This is a genomic window from Serratia sp. HNCC26DJ206, assembly GCF_057180605.1.
In genome coordinates this window covers 154,267-170,157 of the sequence record NZ_JBXUGP010000003.1, presented here as the reverse complement: position 1 = coordinate 170,157, position 15,891 = coordinate 154,267, and the positions used below count along the sequence as shown (strand labels likewise).

Annotated in this window: 13 protein-coding genes; 12 read left to right on the top strand and 1 reads right to left on the bottom strand. The window is 53.2% G+C overall.

Annotated features, from left to right (window positions below; translation table 11 throughout):
• The first annotated feature begins 8 nt into the window (after positions 1 to 8).
• A complete protein-coding gene (gene aceF / locus AC2A1E_RS03445) occupies positions 9 to 1,859 on the top strand; it encodes a pyruvate dehydrogenase complex dihydrolipoyllysine-residue acetyltransferase (RefSeq protein ID WP_484382564.1) in 1,851 nt (616 codons plus the stop codon).
• 432 nt (positions 1,860 to 2,291) lie between these two features.
• Positions 2,292 to 3,716, top strand: coding sequence for a dihydrolipoyl dehydrogenase (gene lpdA / locus AC2A1E_RS03440; RefSeq protein ID WP_484382563.1), 1,425 nt, complete (start codon positions 2,292 to 2,294; stop codon positions 3,714 to 3,716).
• A gap of 93 nt (positions 3,717 to 3,809) precedes the next feature.
• Here lpdA and AC2A1E_RS03435 read toward each other — a convergent pair whose 3' ends face one another.
• Positions 3,810 to 3,932, bottom strand: coding sequence for a hypothetical protein (locus AC2A1E_RS03435; RefSeq protein WP_459399892.1), 123 nt, complete (start codon positions 3,930 to 3,932; stop codon positions 3,810 to 3,812).
• Between the two features lie 697 nt (positions 3,933 to 4,629).
• Between AC2A1E_RS03435 and acnB the strand changes: the two genes are divergently transcribed.
• The 10 genes from acnB to AC2A1E_RS03385 all read left to right on the top strand — a co-directional run bounded on the left by acnB (position 4,630) and on the right by AC2A1E_RS03385 (position 15,870).
• Entirely contained in the window at positions 4,630 to 7,227 is a 2,598-nt protein-coding gene (gene acnB, locus AC2A1E_RS03430) for a bifunctional aconitate hydratase 2/2-methylisocitrate dehydratase (protein WP_484382562.1), read from the top strand.
• Between the two features lie 267 nt (positions 7,228 to 7,494).
• Positions 7,495 to 8,610 carry an RNA ligase RtcB family protein gene (locus AC2A1E_RS03425; RefSeq protein ID WP_484382561.1) on the top strand — a complete coding sequence of 372 codons (1,116 nt, stop codon included), beginning with the start codon at positions 7,495 to 7,497 and terminating at the stop codon, positions 8,608 to 8,610.
• Positions 8,607 to 9,224, top strand: a complete 618-nt coding sequence (prfH, locus tag AC2A1E_RS03420; RefSeq protein ID WP_484382560.1) for a peptide chain release factor H — start codon at positions 8,607 to 8,609, stop codon at positions 9,222 to 9,224. Before AC2A1E_RS03425 ends, prfH begins: the two co-directional genes overlap by 4 nt.
• Before the next feature lie 83 nt (positions 9,225 to 9,307).
• On the top strand, positions 9,308 to 10,027 hold the full coding sequence (locus AC2A1E_RS03415) for an RNA ligase family protein (RefSeq protein WP_484382559.1): 720 nt from the start codon (positions 9,308 to 9,310) through the stop codon (positions 10,025 to 10,027).
• Positions 10,011 to 11,126, top strand: coding sequence for an AAA family ATPase (locus AC2A1E_RS03410; RefSeq protein WP_484382558.1), 1,116 nt, complete (start codon positions 10,011 to 10,013; stop codon positions 11,124 to 11,126). Before AC2A1E_RS03415 ends, AC2A1E_RS03410 begins: the two co-directional genes overlap by 17 nt.
• Before the next feature lie 220 nt (positions 11,127 to 11,346).
• Entirely contained in the window at positions 11,347 to 11,709 is a 363-nt protein-coding gene (gene yacL / locus AC2A1E_RS03405; RefSeq protein ID WP_076943401.1) for a protein YacL, read from the top strand.
• A gap of 191 nt (positions 11,710 to 11,900) precedes the next feature.
• Positions 11,901 to 12,857, top strand: a complete 957-nt coding sequence (locus AC2A1E_RS03400; RefSeq protein WP_484382557.1) for a 2-keto-3-deoxygluconate permease 1 — start codon at positions 11,901 to 11,903, stop codon at positions 12,855 to 12,857.
• The gene (gene dtnK / locus AC2A1E_RS03395) at positions 12,854 to 14,125 is read left to right on the top strand and encodes a D-threonate kinase (RefSeq protein ID WP_484382556.1); all 1,272 of its coding nucleotides are present in this window, start codon (positions 12,854 to 12,856) and stop codon (positions 14,123 to 14,125) included. The genes AC2A1E_RS03400 and dtnK overlap by 4 nt, the downstream gene beginning before the upstream one ends.
• Complete coding sequence (locus AC2A1E_RS03390) at positions 14,085 to 15,098, top strand: D-threonate 4-phosphate dehydrogenase (protein ID WP_484382604.1); 1,014 nt, start codon at positions 14,085 to 14,087, stop codon at positions 15,096 to 15,098. The genes dtnK and AC2A1E_RS03390 overlap by 41 nt, the downstream gene beginning before the upstream one ends.
• A gap of 13 nt (positions 15,099 to 15,111) precedes the next feature.
• Positions 15,112 to 15,870 carry a DeoR/GlpR family DNA-binding transcription regulator gene (locus tag AC2A1E_RS03385; protein WP_484382555.1) on the top strand — a complete coding sequence of 253 codons (759 nt, stop codon included), beginning with the start codon at positions 15,112 to 15,114 and terminating at the stop codon, positions 15,868 to 15,870.
• Positions 15,871 to 15,891 lie beyond the last annotated feature (21 nt).

Below are 15,891 nucleotides of genomic sequence, written 5' to 3'. Positions count from 1 at the left end.
TAAATAGAATGTCTATCGAAATCAAAGTGCCGGACATCGGTGCAGACGAAGTTGAAATCACCGAGATCCTGGTGAAGGTTGGCGATAAAGTGGCCGTTGAGCAATCGCTGATCACCGTGGAAGGCGACAAAGCCTCCATGGAAGTGCCATCCCCGCAGGCGGGCGTGGTGAAAGAGATCAAAGTTGCCGTGGGTGACAAAACCGAAACCGGCAAGCTGCTGATGATTTTTGAAGCAGAAGGTGCAGCAGCACCTGCGGCCAAGGTGGAAGAAAAAGCCGCTGCGGCTCCGGTAGCCGCTGCCGCCAGCGCAGCCAAAGAGGTTGAAGTACCGGACATCGGCGCTGACGAAGTTGAAGTCACCGAGATCCTGGTGAAAGTGGGCGATACCGTTGCTGCTGAGCAGTCGCTGATCACCGTAGAAGGCGATAAAGCGTCTATGGAAGTGCCAGCGCCGTTTGCAGGCACCGTGAAAGAGATCAAAATCAGCACTGGCGCTAAAGTGAAAACCGGCTCGCTGATCATGGTGTTTGAAGTGGTTGGCTCCACCCCAGCAGCGCCTGTGGTTGCCGCTCCGGCCGCTAGCACAGTTAAAAACGTTGAAGTGCCAGATATTGGTGGTGACGAAGTCGAAGTGACCGAAGTGATGGTGAAAGTAGGCGATAAAGTTGCCGCTGAGCAGTCACTGATCACCGTTGAAGGTGATAAAGCTTCGATGGAAGTCCCAGCTCCGTTCGCTGGCACCGTGAAAGAGATCAAAATCAGCACTGGCGCTAAAGTGAAAACTGGCTCGCTGATTATGGTGTTCGAAGTGGAAGGTGCTGCACCTGCCGCTGCTCCAGCTCAAAAAGCAGAAGCCGCACCGGCTACGGCCAAGCAGGAAGCGCCAGCCGCAGCTCCGGCTGCTGCCGCAGGTAAGAACGAGTTCGCTGAGAACGATGCTTACGTTCACGCAACACCGGTCATCCGCCGCCTGGCGCGTGAGTTCGGCGTAAACCTGGCGAAAGTGAAAGGTACCGGTCGTAAAGGCCGTATTCTGCGCGAAGACGTTCAGGCTTATGTGAAAGACGCGGTTAAACGTGCCGAAGCCGCTCCAGCGGCAACCGGTGGTGGCCTGCCAGGCATGCTGCCATGGCCGAAGGTGGACTTCAGCAAGTTTGGTGAGATCGAAGAAGTTGAACTGGGCCGCATCCAGAAAATCTCTGGTGCCAACCTGAGCCGCAACTGGGTGATGATCCCGCACGTGACTCACTTCGACAAAACAGATATCACCGATCTGGAAGCGTTCCGTAAGCAGCAGAACGAAGAAGCGGCCAAGCGTAAGCTGGACGTGAAGTTCACCCCGGTGGTGTTCATCATGAAAGCCGTTGCAGCCGCTTTGGAGCAGATGCCGCGTTTCAACAGCTCGCTGTCCGAAGATGCTCAGAAGCTGACGCTGAAAAAATACATCAACATCGGTGTGGCGGTTGATACGCCAAATGGTCTGGTGGTGCCGGTGTTCAAAGATGTGAACAAGAAAAGCATCACAGAGCTGTCTCGCGAACTGATGACGATCTCCAAAAAAGCGCGTGACGGTAAGCTGACCGCAGGAGAAATGCAGGGCGGTTGCTTCACCATCTCCAGCCTGGGCGGGATCGGGACAACCCACTTTGCGCCGATTGTTAACGCACCGGAAGTGGCGATCTTGGGCGTTTCCAAGTCTGCTATCGAGCCGGTCTGGAACGGTAAAGAGTTCACGCCGCGCTTGATGATGCCGATGTCGCTCTCCTTCGACCACCGTGTGATTGACGGTGCCGATGGTGCGCGCTTTATCACCATTATCAACAATATGCTGGCTGACATTCGCCGTCTGGTGATGTAATTGTGTAGGGGCGCTCTGGTAGCGCCCCTGCCGATCCTACTACCGGTTTTGTCGGGTTGTTGCATGACTCGACAGAATTGTTGGGACACGGGTCACCCGAACATGCTTTGCAGACTATTAACAATTCTGTAAACTGCTCGCGGTGTAAGCGTCCCGGTGGATGAAGGGCGTTATGAGATTGATTAATAATATACCCAATGGATTTCACGTTGCAGCTAGGCGGCAAGTTCGCGACAAATCGGTTGCTAACCGATTTGAACAGCGCTAGCGCTGGCCCGAAGGGGGAGCCTCAGTCATGAGGCTTATAATCCCTAGGAGCTTACATAAGTAAGTGACTGGGGTGAGCGAATGAAGCCAACAATGCTGCGACTTGAAAGACGAAGGGTATAAAAATGACGTCTGACCCGCCGGACAAACAATTAAGAGGTCATGATGAGTACTGAAATTAAAACTCAGGTCGTGGTACTTGGGGCGGGCCCGGCAGGTTACTCTGCTGCCTTTCGTTGCGCTGACTTAGGTCTTGAAACCGTTCTGGTAGAGCGTTATGCCACTTTGGGTGGGGTTTGCCTGAACGTGGGTTGTATCCCTTCCAAAGCACTGCTGCACGTTGCCAAAGTGATCGAAGAAGCCAAAGCGCTGGCTGAGCACGGCATCGTTTTCGGTGAACCGAAAACTGACATCGACAAAGTGCGTATCTGGAAAGAAAAAGTCATCAATCAACTGACCGGCGGTCTGGCTGGGATGGCTAAAGGCCGTAAAGTGAAAGTGGTCAATGGCCAAGGTAAATTCACTGGCGCTAATACTCTGGTTGTTGAAGGCGAAAATGGGGCTACTACCATTAACTTCGACAACGCTATCATTGCTGCGGGCTCCCGCCCGATCCAATTGCCATTTATTCCTCATGAAGATCCACGCGTGTGGGACTCCACCGACGCACTGGCGCTGAAAACCGTTCCAGAGCGTTTGCTGGTGATGGGCGGCGGTATCATCGGCCTGGAAATGGGTACCGTATACCATGCGCTGGGTTCCAAGATCGATGTGGTTGAAATGGCCGATCAGGTGATTCCAGCCGCTGATAAAGACGTGGTGAAAGTCTTCACCAAGCGCATCAGCAAGCAGTTTAACCTGATGCTGGAAACCAAAGTGACGGCGGTAGAGGCCAAAGAAGACGGCATCTACGTCACGATGGAAGGCAAAAAAGCTCCGGCAGAACCACAGCGTTACGACGCCGTGCTGGTGGCGATTGGCCGTGTGCCAAACGGTAAACTGCTGGATGCTGGCAAAGCCGGTGTGGAAGTTGACGAGCGTGGCTTTATCCATGTCGACAAGCAACTGCGCACCAACATGTCCCACATCTTTGCTATCGGCGACATCGTGGGTCAGCCAATGCTGGCGCACAAAGGTGTGCATGAAGGCCACGTTGCCGCTGAAGTTATCGCTGGCATGAAGCATTACTTCGATCCAAAAGTCATCCCGTCCATCGCTTACACCGAGCCAGAAGTGGCATGGGTTGGCTTGACCGAGAAAGAAGCGAAAGAGAAAGGCATCAGCTACGAAACCTCCACCTTCCCGTGGGCGGCTTCCGGCCGTGCTATCGCTTCTGATTGTGCAGACGGCATGACCAAACTGATCTTCGACAAAGAAACTCACCGTATCATCGGTGGTGCGATTGTCGGCACCAACGGCGGCGAGCTGCTGGGTGAGATCGGCTTGGCAATCGAGATGGGTTGTGACGCAGAGGATATCGCTCTGACTATCCATGCTCACCCAACGCTGCATGAATCAGTCGGCCTGGCCGCTGAGATCTACGAAGGCAGTATCACCGATCTGCCAAACCCGAAAGCCAAGAAAAAGTAATTCTTCCGGCTTGAAGGGTTGATAGGCGGCTCCTGAAAAGGGGCCGTTTTTATTGGGCCAAATAAAAGGCCGCTTTGAAAAGCGGCCAGTAGCTTACTTGTTCTGGATTATGACGTTGAAGTTGAGATGGTTGCCAGAAACTGACCAGCCGCCATTACTGACCCCAAACGCTGAACCCAGTACAATGAGCAGGATAAAGAAAGAACTCCTTTTCATTGCGCGTTCCTTGTGGGACCACGACCACCGCGACTTCACCGGGAAAGCCCCGGTGGAACAAGCACTTGGTAGTGCTAGTATCGCAGTAGTTGCAGCACTGTTCTCAAGCCCGATGATCGGCTGCTAAACCGACAGAACAGACCCGAAGTCAGGGTACATAAAAAACAGATTCTTTACATCCGGCTGGTTGATTTTTTAACCAACTTTACGCACAATGTTGCTGCTTGGTAGTGCTTGTATCGTTTCTGACGATGTAAAAAATCCGTTCGGTGCCTGCTAACACCGTATGGATACAAAAGAACCGTCGTAATTGGCGGTTTTTTTGTATCTGCTGCTCGCAAATCTCCCCTCGACACAGTCAATAACCATTGTAAAAGTATGGCTGTTGTGTTGTTCTCATCTGGCTGAGCGTTTGGAACGTAACTAACGTCACGCCTGCGTTGTAGCCGATTACGCTGCGCTCAACGATTCAGCAAAGATTTAATGTTGCTTTTATGTGAACGAATTAACAAGCATTTCAGAACCTGATATGCTGGCTGAGCGGAACCGGGCACTGTACCTTACAGTCCAGGATATCGACAGCAGTGCCCCGTCAGGATTATGCCTTTCATATTTGAAGCCAAAACAGCGCAACTCGAACGATGAAGGGTATAAAACGCCAGGCACCATAAATGACAATGAGAGCGAGGAGAAAGTCGTGCTAGAAGAATACCGTAAGCACGTGGCCGAGCGTGCTGCAGAGGGCATCGTCCCTAAGCCATTAGATGCGACACAAATGGCGGCGCTGGTTGAATCATTAAAAAATCCGCCAAAAGGCGAAGAAGAATTTCTGTTAGACCTGCTGATTAACCGTGTACCACCTGGCGTCGACGAAGCCGCCTATGTCAAAGCAGGTTTCCTGGCTGCCATCGCCAAAGGCGAAGCCACATCCCCCTTGGTTACCCCCGAAAAAGCCGTTGAACTGTTAGGCACTATGCAGGGCGGCTATAACATTCATCCGCTGATTGACGCACTGGATAACGCCAAACTGGCACCGATTGCTGCCAAAGCGTTGTCCCACACGCTGTTAATGTTTGATAACTTCTACGACGTAGAAGAGAAAGCCAAAGCAGGCAACCCGCACGCCAAGCAGATCATGCAGTCTTGGGCCGATGCCGAATGGTATCTGTCACGTTCGCCGCTGGCAGAAAAGATCACCGTTACCGTGTTCAAAGTTACCGGTGAAACCAACACCGACGATCTGTCTCCGGCGCAGGATGCTTGGTCACGCCCGGATATCCCGCTGCACGCTCTGGCGATGCTGAAAAACGAACGTGACGGCATTACCCCCGATCAGCCGGGTAACGTTGGCCCGATCAAGCAGATCGAACAATTGAACAAAAAAGGCTTCCCGCTGGCCTACGTCGGTGACGTGGTCGGTACCGGTTCTTCCCGTAAATCCGCTACCAACTCGGTGCTCTGGTTTATGGGTGACGACATCCCTCACGTGCCGAACAAGCGCGCTGGTGGTGTGGTGCTGGGCGGTAAAATTGCGCCAATCTTCTTCAACACCATGGAAGATGCCGGTGCATTGCCGATCGAAGTGGACGTGTCCAATCTGAACATGGGTGATGTGATTGACATCTTCCCGTACAAAGGTGAAGTGCGTAACCATCAAACCGGCGTTCTATTGGCCAGCTTCGAGCTGAAAACCGACGTGCTGCTGGATGAAGTACGTGCCGGTGGCCGTATTCCGCTGATTATCGGCCGTGGCCTGACGACCAAAGCGCGTGAAGCGCTGGGCTTGCCGCACAGTGAAGTGTTCCGTATTGCCAAGCCGGTTGCGGCAAGCAACAAAGGCTTCTCGCTGGCGCAGAAAATGGTTGGCCGTGCCTGCGGCGTGGCGGGCGTGCGTCCTGGTGAATACTGTGAACCGAAGATGACCTCCGTGGGTTCACAGGATACCACCGGCCCGATGACCCGCGATGAGCTGAAAGATCTGGCTTGCCTGGGCTTCTCTGCCGATCTGGTGATGCAGTCATTCTGCCATACCGCCGCTTATCCTAAGCCGGTTGACGTGACTACCCATCACACTCTGCCAGACTTTATTATGAACCGCGGCGGTGTTTCACTGCGTCCTGGCGACGGTATTATCCACTCCTGGCTGAACCGCATGTTGCTGCCAGACACCGTCGGTACCGGTGGTGATTCTCATACCCGCTTCCCAATTGGGATTTCCTTCCCGGCGGGCTCCGGCCTGGTGGCGTTTGCTGCCGCGACCGGCGTGATGCCGCTGGATATGCCTGAATCGGTGCTGGTGCGCTTCAAGGGTAAAATGCAGCCGGGTATCACCCTGCGCGATCTGGTGCACGCCATCCCTTATTATGCGATCCAACAGGGCCTGCTGACGGTTGAGAAGAAAGGTAAGAAAAACATCTTCTCTGGCCGCATTCTGGAGATCGAAGGCCTGCCGGAGCTGAAAGTCGAGCAGGCATTCGAACTGGCGGACGCCTCTGCTGAGCGCTCTGCTGCCGGTTGTACCATTAAACTGGATAAAGCGCCGATCAAGGAGTATCTGAGCTCCAACGTCGTGATGCTGAAGTGGATGATTGCCGAAGGCTATGGCGATCGCCGTACGCTGGAACGCCGTATTCAGGGCATGGAAAAATGGCTGGCGGATCCGCAACTGCTGGAAGGCGACGCGGATGCAGAATACGCGGCAGTGATCGAAATCGATCTGGCCGATATCAAGCAGCCGATCCTCTGTGCACCTAACGATCCGGACGACGCGCGCCTGCTGTCTGATGTGGCCAACAGCAAGATCGATGAAGTGTTTATCGGTTCCTGCATGACCAACATCGGCCACTTCCGTGCGGCGGGTAAACTGCTGGATCAGCACAAAGGCCAACTGCCAACCCGCCTGTGGGTAGCACCGCCAACCAAGATGGATGCGGCTCAACTGACCGAAGAGGGCTACTACAGCGTCTTTGGCAAGAGCGGGGCGCGTATTGAGATCCCTGGCTGTTCACTGTGCATGGGCAACCAGGCACGCGTGGCCGATGGTGCAACCGTGGTCTCCACCTCGACGCGTAACTTCCCGAACCGCTTGGGGAATGGTGCTAACGTTTATCTGGCATCCGCAGAGCTGGCCGCAGTGGCATCGCTGCTTGGCCGTTTGCCAACCCCAGATGAATACCAGACCTACATGGCGCAGGTCGACAAGACGGCAGCGGATACCTATCGCTACCTGAATTTCGATCAACTGAGCCAGTACACTGAAAAAGCTGACGGTGTGATTTTCCAGACTGCGGTGTAATTCAGTAAGCGGTTTTAATATTAGCGGGGGCCTTTGGGTTCCCGTTTTTTTATTGGCTTGCTATCTCTGGAATTTATCGTTACTATCGCCGCGTTTTTTCCATTCACATTATGCAAAGGAGGTACATCATGAATTATCAAGCACTGTTTACCCTTTGCAGGTCGTATCCTCAGGCTTAATTTCCTGTTTTCCGCGTAGTCGTACAGGTATTGCTCTGGCTCCGGCCTGCCACATCCAAATTATATTAATTAATCATCAGGATTGGTTATGGGCAATATTATACGCTCCGTTGCGCCGCGAGTTTCATTGATCGCGTCGGAACACACCTGGATTGAAGGAAATGCAATCCAGCAATTAGAAATTACGGCTAAGCTGCCGGATATGGTACGCGTTGTCGGGATGCCCGATTTGCATCCAGGCCGCGGTTATCCCGTCGGTGCCGCTTTCTTTTCACAACATCGTTTTTATCCTGCGTTAATCGGTAATGATATCGGTTGCGGCATGTCGTTATGGCAAACAGATTTGAGCGCCATGAAACAGTCGTTGGATAAATTAGAAAAAAATCTGGGCAATATTGATGGCCCATTGGATGACGATAGCCTAAGCGATATTCCACCGGCACTGGCACCTTATGCACATAGCTTGGGAACCATCGGCGGAGGTAACCATTTTGCCGAGCTTTTACAGGTCGATGAAATCTATCAACCGGATGCCATCTCCGACAAAAAACGCCTGATGCTGCTGGTACACAGCGGCTCGCGGGGGTTGGGCCAAATGATATTGGAACAGCATGTTCGTGCTCATGGGCACCATGGCTTGCTGGAAAATAGCGAAGAGGCCGGGGATTATTTGCAACAGCATCAGCAGGCGCTGGATTTCGCCGCTTTCAATCGGCAATTGATTGCCGGGCGCATACTGAAACGTTTGCGCACTGCGGGTAATTGCCTGCTGGATATTCATCACAACCTGTTGGCACCCGCCAATATTGACGGTGTGCAGGGTTGGTTGCATCGTAAAGGTGCCACACCTTCAGATGAAGGGCTGGTGGTGATCCCGGGTTCACGCGGTGATTACAGCTATGTGGTTCAGCCATTGCCCGCCGCCAGCAGTCTGTTATCACTGGCACATGGTGCCGGGCGCAAATGGATGCGCACAGAGTGTAAAGATCGTTTATCTGCACGTTTTAGCGTGGAGCAGTTGGCCAGAACGCGTTTCGGCAGCAGAGTGATTTGCCGTGATCGGCAACTGATCTATCAGGAAGCGCCAGAAGCTTACAAACCTATCGATAGCGTGGTAGGCGCGTTGCAGCAGGCTGGATTAGTCACCCTGCTGGCTCGGCTGAAGCCGGTACTGACGTACAAAACCAGCGGAGGGCGGGAATGATTCTATTACAGATTTCTGCTGCCCATGGCCCCGATGAATGTTGTCTGGCGGTCAGTCTGGCGCTGCGGCAGTTTTACCAAGAGGCCCAGGCTATGCAGGTAGAACTGCACGAAGTTGAGCGGGAAAGTGGCCGCCTGGCGGGCACATTGCGCTCGGTGCTGCTGACGCTTAACGGTGAATTGGCTGAACAATTGGCCGATCGATGGTGTGGAACATTGCAATGGATCTGTGAAAGCCCGTGGCGTAAAGGGCGCGCCAGAAAGAACTGGTTTATCGGTGTCGCACGCTTTTCTCTGGCAACCATGCCAAAAGAAAGCGAGATTCGGTTTGAAACCTTGAAATCATCCGGCCCTGGCGGGCAACACGTGAATAAAACGGAATCGGCGATTCGTGCTACCCATCTTGCCAGTGGAATTAGCGTTAAGGTACAGACGGAGCGCAGCCAACATGCGAATAAACGTTTGGCATGTTTACTGATTGCGCACCGGCTGGAGCAACTCGAACAACAACAGTTGGATGAACAACGAGCCCAACGGCGCCTGTTTCATCATCAAATTGTTCGAGGGGCACCAGTACGTATTTTTAAAGGGAATGACTTTACGCCATCCCAATAATTAGCACTTTAACGGTGAGTAGTAATAAATAGCCTATCGACTGATGGAATAACCCGATAGGCTAATCAAAAAGAAGAAAAATAATGGATATGCAAAGAAAATATGGTCGAACGTACCATTATCCTTTCTCACCGGGGACCACCAGTGACGATCGGATCAACAAAGAATATTGGCAAGACATTAAGCTAATTAATTCATTAATACATACTGAGAAGCTTGACGGTGAAAATAACTGCCTGAATCAATATGGGGTATTCGCTCGTTCCCATGTTGCGCCGACGGTTTCTGCCTGGACGCGTCAGATCCGTCAGCGTTGGCAACAGATTAAAAACGATCTCGGCGATATTGAGCTGTTTGGCGAGAATTTATATGCCACACACTCTATCGAATATCGCGGGTTAGAACAGGACTTCTACTTATTCGCTGTTCGTTGCAAAGATATGTGGCTGAGCTGGGAAGAAGTGAGGTTCTATGCCGCATTATTTGATTTTGCCTGTGTGCCGGAGCTGACGCTTAGCGTTCAACGCCAGACAGAAACGGAATACCGAGCGGCCATCATTGAACAGGCAAACGAGGCGGGCTGTTTTGTACCGCATGATGTTCATACCGGTTTGCCCTGTACCATGGAAGGGATCGTCACACGTAATGCGGCTGAATTTCCGGTGGCTCAATTTCCCCATCACGTCTTTAAATACGTGCGTAAAAACCATGTGAAGACGGACCGTCACTGGAGGGTAAACTGGCAGCGAGCCCGTATGGCACATGAGTATCATCAGGAGGAAAGCCATGTGGTGCTTAAGTGAGGATAAACAGTGGGCCAGGCTAACTGAGAAATTTCGCTGGGTTGCTGATATGCATCAGGTGCCGCAAGATCCCAAGCACCATGCAGAGGGGGACGTTGCAATCCATACCCAACGCGTGCTGGCTGCACTGACCGGGGCAAAGGAATACATCGCGTTGCCTCCGCAGCAACAGGAACTGCTCTGGGCTGCCGCATTGCTGCACGATGTGGAAAAGCGCAGCACCACGCGTATTGAGGCTGATGGTTCGGTCACCTCGCCCAATCATGCCAAACGTGGTGAACTGACTACGCGCTCGATTTTGTATCGGGATATCGCTACACCGTTTCAACTGCGTGAACAGATTGCGGCTTTGGTGCGTTTTCATGGTTTACCGCTGTGGATCATGGGGCGTCCTTCGCCGGAGCGGGCGCTATTATCTGCCGCATTACGGCTGGATACACGGCTGTTGGCGATTCTGGCTCGGGCGGATGTCATGGGGCGTGACTGCGAAGATCAAGCCAGCTTGCTGGATAATATCGAGCTGTTCGAACTGTTTTGCCAGGAGCAGCAATGTTGGGGGCAGGTTCGTCCTTTTGCCAGTGATTACCAGCGTTATCATTATCTGACGCACCCGCAGGCCAGCGTCGATTTTGAACCTTACGAACAATTTCACAGTGAGGTGATCTTGCTTTGTGCATTGCCGGGGATGGGGAAGGATCGTTATATCGCGCAACATGCACCAGGGATGGAAATAATTAGCCTGGATGATATCCGCCGCCAGCACCGGCTGTCACCTACGGATAAAAACGCCACGGGTTGGGTCGTGCAGCAGGCCAAGCAACAGGCGAAAGCGCTGTTACGCCGGGGTGAACCCTTCGTATGGAATGCCACCAACATTACCCGGCAATTGCGCAGTCAATTGGTCGAACTGTTTACGGCCTATCGGGCAAAAGTGAAGATTGTTTATCTCGAAGTGCCCTATAAGCAGTGGTTGCAGCAAAATGCCGGGCGGGAGCACAGCGTGCCGATTAGCGCCATGGAACGTATGCTGAGCAAATTGGAGATTCCGCAGGTGGACGAAGCGCATGAAGTGGAGCTACAGATTCAGGATCTTAAATAAAGTTGCCGCCTACAAGTAACTCGAATTACTTTGGGTATATAATGCAATAAAATCATGTCATTAGCACTTTTCTCGTTACTCGGTGGCGCAAGGCGCCGACCAAGAACAGAGGGTGACTCATTGACGGGTATCTGCATCCAGTTATCCACTTTGCGAGCTTTCACTGAGACAGTCGCGAATTAACGTTTAAACTAATAAAAACGGCTCAGGAGGGCATGCTATGGATTACGAATTTCTGCGTGACGTTACCGGTCAGGTGGTGGTCAGATTTTCGATGGGGCATGAGGCCATCGGGCATTGGATCAACGAAGAGCTGAAAGGGGATTTTAACCTGCTGGATCGGATTGAGGCCGGTGCGGCAGAAGTCAAAGGCAGCGAGCGTCAGTGGCAGTTGGAAGGCCATGAATACACCCTGCTGATGGATGGTGAAGAAGTGATGATCCGTGCCAATCAGCTGGAGTTTGAAGGCGACGAAATGGAAGAGGGGATGAATTACTATGACGAAGAAAGCCTCTCTTTCTGCGGTGTAGAAGATTTCTTGGCGGTGCTGAAGGCGTATCGTTCCTTTATGCTGAATTACTGATCTCCCCTATTTAAAGAGGTGCTCTCTGCGGGGCATCTCTTTCACTTCACACCCGGCAATACCTTCAGACTGATTAAATAAAATCAAAAAATCATTTGGCTGATTTTTTAATCTGCGATCCAGCGCTCGTTTTGTCTTTTTTGATTCAATATAATCAATTTGATTGAAATAAATCAAATCGAGAGGGAAGGATGAAAATTAAGGCGGCAATAGAAAAGATCCCTGGAGGGATGATGGTTGTCCCGCTGGTGCTTGGCGCAATGATCAACACCTTTGCTCCCCAGGCGTTGCAGATCGGTGGCTTTACCACGGCATTGTTCAAGAACGGTGCGGCTCCGTTGATTGGCGCTTTCTTGCTGTGCATGGGGGCAGGGATCAGCTTCAAGGCGGCTCCGCAGGCGCTACTGCAAGGCGGTACGATCACGCTGACCAAATTGCTGGTCGCGATGGCGCTGGGATTAGGCGTTGAACATCTGTTTGGCACGGAAGGGATTTTTGGGCTCACTGGCTTGGCGATCATTGCCGCTATGAGTAACTCCAACGGTGGCCTCTATGCGGCGCTGGTGGGGGAGTTCGGTAATGAGCGCGATGTGGGGGCGATTTCGATTCTTTCTCTGAACGATGGACCATTCTTCACCATGATCGCTCTCGGTGCCGCAGGCATGGCGAACATCCCGATGATGGCGCTGGTGGCGGTACTGATCCCGCTGTTGGTGGGTATGCTGTTAGGAAATCTGGATCATCAGATGCGTGATTTCCTGACCAAAGGCGGCCCGATCCTGATCCCCTTCTTTGCATTTGCACTGGGGGCGGGGATCAACCTGGAAATGCTGTTGCAAGGCGGCGTTGCCGGGGTGCTGCTTGGCGTATTGACCACGTTTGTCGGCGGTTTCTTTAACATCAAGGCCGATCGGCTGGTGGGCGGTTCGGGGATTGCCGGTGCGGCGGCATCCAGTACCGCTGGTAATGCGGTGGCCACGCCGTTGGCGATTGCCCAGGCGGATCCTTCATTGGCCAGCGTGGCCGCAGCTGCTGCACCGCTGATCGCCGCTTCGGTGATTACCACCGCGATACTGACTCCGATTCTCACCTCCTGGGTAGCGAAGCGTAATGCCGCGAAGGGGACTACGGTGGAGAAAACGGCATGAAGATGATTGTGATCGCTGATGATTTTACCGGTGCCAATGACACCGGGGTGCAATTGGCAAAAAAGGGTGCGCGTACCGACGTGGTTCTCAATGGGTTACTTCGTTCCACACAGCGTACGGATGTGCTGGTGATCAACACGGAAAGCCGGGCACTCACTGCTGAAATGGCCAAGGCCAAGGTAACCGAAGCCTTGCGGCCCTATTGCCAAAGTGACACTCCGCCATTGGTCTATAAGAAGATCGACTCTACCTTTCGCGGTAACGTGGGGGCCGAAGTAGAAGCCGCCATGGTTGCCAGCGGTGCGCAACTGGCGATTGTTGCCGCCGCGATTCCTGCCGCAGGCCGGGTGACCCGCAATGGTCAATGCTGGGTTAATGGGGTGCCACTGGCAGAAACGGAGTTTGCCAGCGATCCGAAAACGCCGATTGTGTCTTCACACATCAAGACCTTGATTGAGTTGCAGAGCGATTATCCCGTTTATGAGTTGGACTTGCTGACGGTACGTGCTGGCAAGCTAGGTGCTGAATTACAAAAGATCGGCCAGGCAGGCCCAGCAATGGTGGTGGTTGATGCAGAAAATGATGGCGATCTGGCGCTGCTGGCACAGGCTACCTCGCAGCTCAGCGTGCGCTATTTACTGGTGGGGGCTGCCGGGTTAGCCAATGCGCTTCCTGCCAGTTGCTATCTTGCTGCTCGCCAGCGGTTGCCGGTGTTGGTGGTCGCGGGTTCGATGAGTGAGGCAACTCAGCAACAGATCCTGTTTGCAGCACAAGAAAAATTACTCGGCGTGGTAGAGGTTGATGTCGAAGGGTTACTGCAACCAGACCATCAGCACGCGCTTGATGCGATCATCCACCAGGCAGCAGCGATGCTGCGAGACAGACAACACTGCGTGTTGCGCACCTGTCGCGATGCTAATGCCCGCCAGATGATCGAACTGCTGTGTGAACGGCATCACCTCTCGCGCCAGCAGCTAGGCGACCGGATCAGCGAGGCATTAGGCGCGATCGCGCTGGCGATTATCAATCAGTCACAAATTGGTGGGTTATTCCTTACCGGCGGGGACATTGCGATTGCGGTTGCCAGAGCGCTGGGGGCAGAAGGATATCGCATCACCCATGAGGTGGCTCCTTGTGTCCCGTGCGGCACCTTTGTTAACAGCGAAATAGACGATCTGCCGGTGATCACCAAGGCGGGCGGGTTTGGCGGCGCGTCCACGCTGCGTGATGCACTTTATTTTATTGAGGAGATGTACAGTGGTAAATAACACGATTGCAGTCACCATGGGGGATCCGGCAGGCATTGGGCCAGAAATTATCATCAAGGCACTGTCTGAAGGGGAGTTGGCGGGAGCGCCTGCGATCGTGGTGGGCTGTCTGCAAACGTTGCAACGTATTCAGGCTTTGCGGATCGTGCCAAATGTGGAGTTAAAGCCGATCCAACGCGTTTCGGAGGCGCGCTTTGCACCCGGTGTGATCAACATTATTGATGAACCGCTGGAGGATCCCGCTGCGCTAATACCAGGGAAAGTGCAATCACAGGCGGGCGATCTGGCCTACCGCTGTGTAAAGCGTGCCACCGAACTGGCGATGGCTGGCGAAGTGAAGGCGATAGCCACGGCGCCCTTGAACAAAGAGGCACTGCATCTGGCTGGGCATCTCTATCCTGGTCATACCGAACTGTTGGCGCACCTGACCAACAGCCGGGATTACGCCATGGTGTTGTATACCGATAAACTGAAGGTTATTCATGTTTCTACGCACATTGCCCTGCGTAAATTCTTGGATACCTTGAATGCAGAACGCATTGAGACGGTGGTGGCGATGGCGAGCACTTTCCTCAAGCGTGTCGGTTATCAACAGCCACGTATTGCCGTCGCCGGAGTTAATCCACACGCGGGGGAAAACGGCCTGTTTGGTGATGAAGAGATCAAAATTGTCAGCCCTGCCATTGCTGCGGTAAAACAGCGTGGGATCGACGTTTATGGCCCATGCCCGCCGGATACCGTGTTTTTGCAGGCGTATGAGGGGCAATATGACATGGTGGTAGCGATGTACCACGATCAGGGCCATATCCCGCTTAAGCTGCTCGGGTTTTATGATGGGGTGAATATTACCGCCGGTTTGCCGTTTATTCGCACCTCCGCTGACCACGGCACTGCGTTTGATATTGCCTGGACAGGTAAAGCCAAGTCTGAGAGCATGGCGATCTCGATTAAACTGGCCACGCAGTTGGCATGATCAAACGGATGTTATGAAGCCACAAAGCCGTCAGAACCAGATTATGGAGTTCCTGAAAGCCCATAATCTGGTCACCGTTGAGCAACTGGTCAGCGCTATCGATGCTTCCCCAGCCACCATCCGGCGCGATCTGATCAAGCTGGATGAGCAAGGGATTATCAACCGCAGCCACGGCGGTGTGGCGCTCAACCGCTTTATTCCTGCACAACCCACCACCAACGAGAAGCAACTGCGTTATCCGCAGGAAAAACGTGCGATCGCCCGTCATGCTGTGACGATGATTAAGGCCGGCGACTCGCTGGTGCTGGATGCCGGAACCACCATGCTGGAATTGGCACGGCATTTAACCCATCTGCCGTTGCGGGTGATCACCGCCGATCTGCACATCGCCCTGTTTCTCTCGGGGTTCAAGCAGATAGAAGTGACGATTATCGGTGGCCGGATTGACGATAGCAGCCAGTCCTGTATTGGCGATCATGGGCGCAGATTATTGCGAGGGATTTACCCGGATATGGCTTTTGTCAGCTGCAACTCATGGAGCATGGAGAAAGGCATCACCACTCCCACCGAAGAGAAGGCGGGCCTGAAGCAGGATCTGATGGCTAATGCCCGGCAGCGCGTACTGTTGGCCGACAGCAGCAAATACGATGCTTACTCGTTATTCTGCGTGGCTCCGCTCAGTAACCTGACCGATATTGTGACCGATAAGGCCTTGCCGGCAGCAGCGCAACAGCAACTGGCTGATTTACCCTGTGGCTTGCATCTGGTGTGAAATACAGGGCAACGCCCGTTG

What these genes read in the sequence shown, in the direction of transcription:
- prfH (WP_484382560.1), top strand. Translation starts at nt 8,607, where the DNA reads ATGATTCTATTACAGATTTCTGCTGCCCATGGCCCCGATGAATGTTGT.
- AC2A1E_RS03400 (WP_484382557.1), top strand. Translation starts at nt 11,901, where the DNA reads ATGAAAATTAAGGCGGCAATAGAAAAGATCCCTGGAGGGATGATGGTT.
- AC2A1E_RS03410 (WP_484382558.1), top strand. Translation starts at nt 10,011, where the DNA reads ATGTGGTGCTTAAGTGAGGATAAACAGTGGGCCAGGCTAACTGAGAAA.
- yacL (WP_076943401.1), top strand. Translation starts at nt 11,347, where the DNA reads ATGGATTACGAATTTCTGCGTGACGTTACCGGTCAGGTGGTGGTCAGA.
- AC2A1E_RS03385 (WP_484382555.1), top strand. Translation starts at nt 15,112, where the DNA reads ATGAAGCCACAAAGCCGTCAGAACCAGATTATGGAGTTCCTGAAAGCC.
- AC2A1E_RS03435 (WP_459399892.1), bottom strand. Translation starts at nt 3,932, where the DNA reads ATGAAAAGGAGTTCTTTCTTTATCCTGCTCATTGTACTGGGTTCAGCG.
- AC2A1E_RS03390 (WP_484382604.1), top strand. Translation starts at nt 14,085, where the DNA reads ATGCACTTTATTTTATTGAGGAGATGTACAGTGGTAAATAACACGATT.
- AC2A1E_RS03425 (WP_484382561.1), top strand. Translation starts at nt 7,495, where the DNA reads ATGGGCAATATTATACGCTCCGTTGCGCCGCGAGTTTCATTGATCGCG.
- dtnK (WP_484382556.1), top strand. Translation starts at nt 12,854, where the DNA reads ATGAAGATGATTGTGATCGCTGATGATTTTACCGGTGCCAATGACACC.
- aceF (WP_484382564.1), top strand. Translation starts at nt 9, where the DNA reads ATGTCTATCGAAATCAAAGTGCCGGACATCGGTGCAGACGAAGTTGAA.
- lpdA (WP_484382563.1), top strand. Translation starts at nt 2,292, where the DNA reads ATGAGTACTGAAATTAAAACTCAGGTCGTGGTACTTGGGGCGGGCCCG.
- AC2A1E_RS03415 (WP_484382559.1), top strand. Translation starts at nt 9,308, where the DNA reads ATGGATATGCAAAGAAAATATGGTCGAACGTACCATTATCCTTTCTCA.